The 5,593-nt window shown below is 57.3% G+C and carries 3 protein-coding genes and 1 tRNA gene; 2 read left to right on the top strand and 2 right to left on the bottom strand.

The window, feature by feature from the left end:
* A partial coding sequence (locus VN887_13495; protein HXT41019.1) for an ABC transporter substrate-binding protein occupies positions 1–306 on the top strand: 306 nt, incomplete at its 5' end.
* Between the two features lie 114 nt (positions 307–420).
* A tRNA-Leu gene (locus tag VN887_13490) sits at positions 421–505 on the top strand.
* A 78-nt stretch (positions 506–583) separates the two neighbouring features.
* Here VN887_13490 and VN887_13485 read toward each other — a convergent pair.
* Both VN887_13485 and VN887_13480 read right to left on the bottom strand, forming a co-directional pair.
* Positions 584–4,213, bottom strand: coding sequence for a CehA/McbA family metallohydrolase (locus VN887_13485; GenBank protein ID HXT41018.1), 3,630 nt, complete (start codon positions 4,211–4,213; stop codon positions 584–586).
* A 113-nt stretch (positions 4,214–4,326) separates the two neighbouring features.
* Positions 4,327–5,593: SMP-30/gluconolactonase/LRE family protein (locus tag VN887_13480; GenBank protein ID HXT41017.1), on the bottom strand; the 1,267-nt coding region annotated here is incomplete at its 5' end.

The raw sequence follows: 5,593 nt of genomic DNA, 5'->3' as shown, positions 1-5,593 counted from the left end.
ATGAACGTGCTGATTTCCGCGGCGCCATTGCATCAGTGGTTTCCTTCGCAACGGCAGCCATCGACGGATTGGGAGAAGCAGATTGATGGGCTGATGTATGACCAGATGCAGACGCTGGATTTTGCGCGGCGCAAAAAAGATTTCGACGAGGTGCAGGCGATCTGGGCGGAGGAGTTGCCGATGATCTGCATTGCGGCGCCGTCAACCGCGGCGGCGATCTGGTCGAACATCGGGAATGTGCGGCCGGCGGTGGCAAGTACGTATCATGTGACGTGGAATATTGAGGAATTGTATTTTAAGAAGTGACGGATTTGAACAGGAGAGATGAGGATGCGGGGACGGAAAATCTTGACTGTTTTGGCGAAACCTTTGAAATTGAGGCTGGTCAGTCCGCGAAGGTTGGGATTGGCCGATTGTTGGGCGCATATGGTGGAATTGGCAGACACGCTACTTTGAGGTGGTAGTGGGGCAACCCGTGCAGGTTCAAGTCCTGCTATGCGCACCAAATCCGGCACAAGGAGAGTCGTCCACGAAAAGGTTGAGTTCAAACGGTCTTTCCTTCTTCCTGAAGCATTGAAGAGGTTCAAGGCGAGTAGATGTGAACGCGATAGAAGGCGTCCGGCGCCGAAGGATTTGCATCCTGTAACAGGAACGTTGAGCCGCCCGCGCTAATCCTGCTTGAGAGCGGTGTCCAGTCCTGGAGATTAGTCGAGCGTTCCAAAGTATAGAGCCAACTGCCGGGGTTGCTCACTTGCACCTGCCAAAGTCCATTGCTCAGGCCGCCGGTGATTTTTCCGGGAGAGCGCGGCAGGTTATTAGTGGGTGTGCCGGAACTCTTGCCGATGTAATCCCACGTGGCGCGCCCGCCATACAGCGTGAGCGCCAAGCCATTGAGCCTGGAATTCGTGAGCCCGACTTGATTGGCAGTCACGGACAGCTTCGTCCATTGTCCGGCGGGCGGCAGTTTTCCCATCGCCCGGCGAGACCCGATCCCGGCAGATCCAAAAGCGATGGCGTCCGTGCCCCAAAACGCCCGGTGTTCCCATGAACCATCGTTCCATTGAAGCATGAGTTCCGCGGGAAGATTCGCGGGGTCCAGGTAAACGTACGCGAAGAGCGTATCATTGCCGCTCACAGGCAAGGTAGCAGTCGCGCCGGTGAAGCGATGTTCGTGCTCTCCGGGCGCAATGCTGGATTGGTTCGCCAGCGCTCCGGAGACTGGTGTTGGGTTATTACTGATCCAATTCCAGCCATCACCTCCGTCGGCGTCAGGGGTTGCTCCGGCAGGCAAAGCGTCGTCGACCCAAACCGTGCTGACCGGCGGCGGGCTCGTGCTTCCGGGTCCCACTGTAAATGAAGTGAGCGGACTGAAAGCAAAGTTTCCCGCGACGTCGAACCCTTTGACCTGCCAGGTATGAGGCCCGGAAGCCAGGTTGAGCGCGATCGGGTTGGTGGTCGTGCTCGCGGCTGGAGTCCCATCGATGTAGATCGTCGCCGAAGCCGGACCCGATAATCCTTCATCATCGACGAGGAAATAGAACAGATTCATTCCCGCCGGTATTGAGGCGCCGTTGGGGGGATCGATGGCCACGACGTTGGGAGGGGCCATGTCAGGTGGATTCAGGATTGGGACCGCACTAAAGTCTGCCGGCGCCGGCTGGGGCCGGACGGGATCGCGAAATGCGATATTGCGGTATTTCGGCTCGCATTGCCCATCGTAGTAAAACTGTTCGTAAAATTCGGCGTCGTCTGCATCGGCAACATGGGCGGTATCCACTTTCGGATTCAAAGTGATGGGCTGGCCATTCAAGGTGAGGTTGACCACCAGGTTGCGATAGTCAGAATAGCGGACGAGAAAATCCGTGTAATCGCGGCGAAAATTGCACGGTCCAATGCCAACCTCCGCCCACGAAGCCGGCAGGCCGTCCCAGGTGGAACTCACCAGCAGCGCTCGTCGTGTCGGCCCCACGCGCAGCAGCACCTGGGCATCTTCAGCAATGGCTCCCGGCCGGACCGTGGCGTACATTTCAAGGGCGGCCGTGCTGTCGGTAACATTGGCCGCCCACGCCGGCACCACGACTGAGGATTGGCGCAAATAAAACCCGTTTCCAAGATTGACCAAAGTTGCGGAACCGTTGTCGTCGGAAACCTCCAAATTGTACTTGGTGAAGATTTGAGGATGATTCGTGTCCCATCCTCTGAACTCGACCACGAGCTGGTCTGACGGGGGCTGGCGCGGTGAACGGAAAATCACGGCGTAATTGATCCTGTCTCCTGGCTGAACCTGGGTCTTATCCACGAGCAGCATGGCGATTTCGGAATGGGCTTTTCCCGGTGTGAAAGGCGGAGCTGACACGATCGAAAAATTGCTCATCACCGCATCGCCAGCCAGGCTGGCGCGAACGTACGAAGCGGCGAGTTGATAGCCGATGGGAAACTCCCAACTCATTTGCCGCACGATATTCGACAACGCACCAACGGAGGCATTCATGTTCGTGCTGTAATTGTCGGCGAGGTAATTGCAGAACGCATACACCGGCTCCTGCTGAAGCACATTTTGGGAAAAAGTCCGGCCCGCGTTATCCCGGGCAATCAATTCCGCGTCCAACGGAGCGAACACCTGAAAGCGGCCCTGGCTGTCAGTGGGAATGGTCCAATTGGTTTTGGCATAACGCACGCACGAGACCGTTCCGGCCAGCGGCAGGCCCGAGGCCGAGTCGTAAAGCCTCCCCTGAATGAGAGCCTTGAAGCCGCTCGGCTGCCTTGGCCGGGGCGTGTTATCGAAATAGATCGGACTGGCGTACCCGGCCATCCACGGTCCTTCATTTCCAACAACACGCACCATGTAATACGAGTTCGGCGTGCTCTCACTGATCGCCTGCTGAACCGAAGCCGTGGGCGTGTTGGGCTTCCAGCTCTGGATGATTTGCCCATTGCGATAAAGATCGATCTCGCTGATTCGCGTGATGTCCGATCCATCGAAGGTCGAATTCATCAGCGTCCACGGGTTGAAGGTGTAACTCGCACGGATGCGGACTATGTGCGCAGCACCATCTGCCGGCAACGTATCTCCGGACATCGCATTGTCGATATTGAACAAGACCAGCGGCCCGGTGGTGCTCATAACCCGCCCGCGGTGCATGGCCTCGGCCACGCTGGCAGGTGTCAAGGGACGGCCTTCCAGGTTGTAATATGTGAGCCAGCATCCGCTTCCTTTGCCGCCATTATTGATGCGGTCCATGCAAAGGTCAGAGTCTGCCACGAGTGGAATTCTGTAGCCCATGGCCAGCAGTTGAAAATACGGCGGCAGCACGATGGGAGTGTTGGCTGCGTCCGAAACTCCGCTCCAGGCGTCGGTTAAATGGCCAATCAGCGAATCCAGCGGGTAGCATTTCGAGAAATTGTTGTAGGGATACAGGAACCATGTCTTGAAACCACTGGCCGGATCCGTATATGAGCGGGCTGGGAAAAGCCGCGGCGGATGGACGGGAAAGGAGACGCCGCCTTGTTCATGCACCGAATGAATTCCGGCCCAATAAGGCAGAGAACTGCGGATCAACCACGGGTCATGAAGAATATTGGCGTGGTGACCCCAGGCGTTTTTTGGCTCCTCCAACCCCATGTATAACTGGCACTCAGTTTTCTGGTAGGGAATCCATTGGTCATACATTTGCTGCCGCGTCAACGTGCCTGCCCCGTAATGCTCTTCGCAAAACGAAACAAAATTGAGTCCGCCCGCGGCGCAGATGGCCCATACCTGTGAGGGCAGCCGCGAAATCTCGTGTTCGCCGTGATTGTAGTGCACGTGCATTTCCGCGGAGCGCCACCCCTGTTCGTACAGGTTCAAGGCCGGCTGCAGCGCCACGTTGATTGTGCAAGATGAGCCGGTGAGGCCGAGGTTGGTGGTGATGGTGTTTGGAACGTAATCCGGTCCCTTGCCCACAATGATCCGTGTCATGCCGGCCGGCACCTGGACGCTCACGCCCGGAGCCATCGCTTTTCCGTGCATGACCACGCTGGGATAGGTCGTCGGAAACCAGGCATCATCCAGGTACGTCCCGTCGGATTTTAAAATAATGGCGCGCACACAGACTGAATTGGGCACTCCCGGCTGGGTCACATTGAGTGACAGGTTGACCATCGTGACCGCTCGAAGATCGACTTCGGACGTCAGAACAGCCAGCCCCAGTAAGAGTGTTGAAACCCTCGCCATAATTGACCCGATAAATGGCGAAGGTCGGCTGTTTCAAGCAGGTCACAAATAGGGTTTATTAGGTTAATCCAAAAAGGTTCTCACCCCAAAACGATGAAAAATATTGCAGGATTTCATCGGCCCGGCTGCTGCATGCGGATGGAGTAGAGGGAACTGCGGGCGGGGAGGAACATCGTTTTGTGATCGGGGCCGCCGAAGAGGATTTGGGTGGGGCGCTCGGGGACGCGGATGGTGTCGATCTGTTTTCCGGAGGAGTTGTAGACGTAGATTTGGCCGTCAGCGATGTAGACGTTTCCTTTGGTGTCCGAGGCGACGTTTTCGCCGCCGCGATTGGCGAACAGGCGGAAATTTTGGAGGCTGCCGTCCGCGCTGACATCCGTGGCGAAGGTGAGGTGGCCGGATTCTTCCGTGACGTAAAATGGTTTTCCGGGTGTGGCTTCAGCGAGGCCGAAGGAGCGGATGGGCGGGCTGGATTTGATCCCCCAACTCACGGCGCCTTCCAGAAAATCCGAGCCGACGGGGAGGACGGTTTTTCCATCCGGTGAAATGAACCAGGCGGCGGGGTGCATGAGGGAGCCGCGGTTTGCAGTCCAATCGCTCACGGGCAGATAAAAAATCGGGTCGGTTTGCGGGGCGGCGGAAGAGGATTCGAGCGTGGAGACTTTTCCTTCGGTATTGAGCGCGTAGACGGTTCCGTCGCCATTGTAGGAAACGATGACGAGGTTTCCGGATTGGCCGATCATCAGGTTGACCGGGCTGAGAGTGGAGGCGTTGGTGATGGTGGAAAGTTGGCGGGCGGAGATGTCCCAGTGGTAGACGCGGTTGGAGTGGGCGTCGACGAAATAGATATCGCCGTTCGGAGCGATTGCGCCGCCGGAAATGTTGTAGAAGCCGCCAGCGACTTTTTGGACGGTGGCGCCTTTTTCGACGACGGGCGAGGGGCGCGATTTGGGTGCGACAGGTGCGTGACCGGAGAGGGTGAGCCAGGCGAATTCGTGGTCGCGAATTTCAAAGTTGTGGGTCTGATCGAAGATGCCGGCGTCGAAACTGACTTTGCTGTTGCTGTAGCAATGGAAATTGCGGAAGCGGATGTCGTGGGAGTTGGAAACTTTCGCGGCCCAGGGGAACGGTTGAAAGGAACTGATGACGCGATAGCTGTGGAAATTCGCGATGGTGATGTCGTGGGAGGAATCGATTTCGAGCGGGAGTGCGAGGCCGCTTTCGCCGCGTTCCTCTTCCGTTTGAAGCGCGTAGATGCGCCAGTGGGCGGCGTTGTGGATTTGGATTTCGTGTTTGACGTGGTGCTCGCTGGACATTTGATAGACGCGGCCTTCGGTTTCAGTGTCGGAGATCATCATGCCGGCGTGGGCGAAGGTGGAG

Source organism: Candidatus Angelobacter sp., from assembly GCA_035607015.1.
Lineage (GTDB): Bacteria > Verrucomicrobiota > Verrucomicrobiia > Limisphaerales > AV2 > AV2.
This window is presented reverse-complemented; position numbering and strand designations above follow the sequence as displayed.

What these genes read in the sequence shown, in the direction of transcription:
- VN887_13485 (HXT41018.1), bottom strand. Translation starts at nt 4,213, where the DNA reads ATGGCGAGGGTTTCAACACTCTTACTGGGGCTGGCTGTTCTGACGTCC.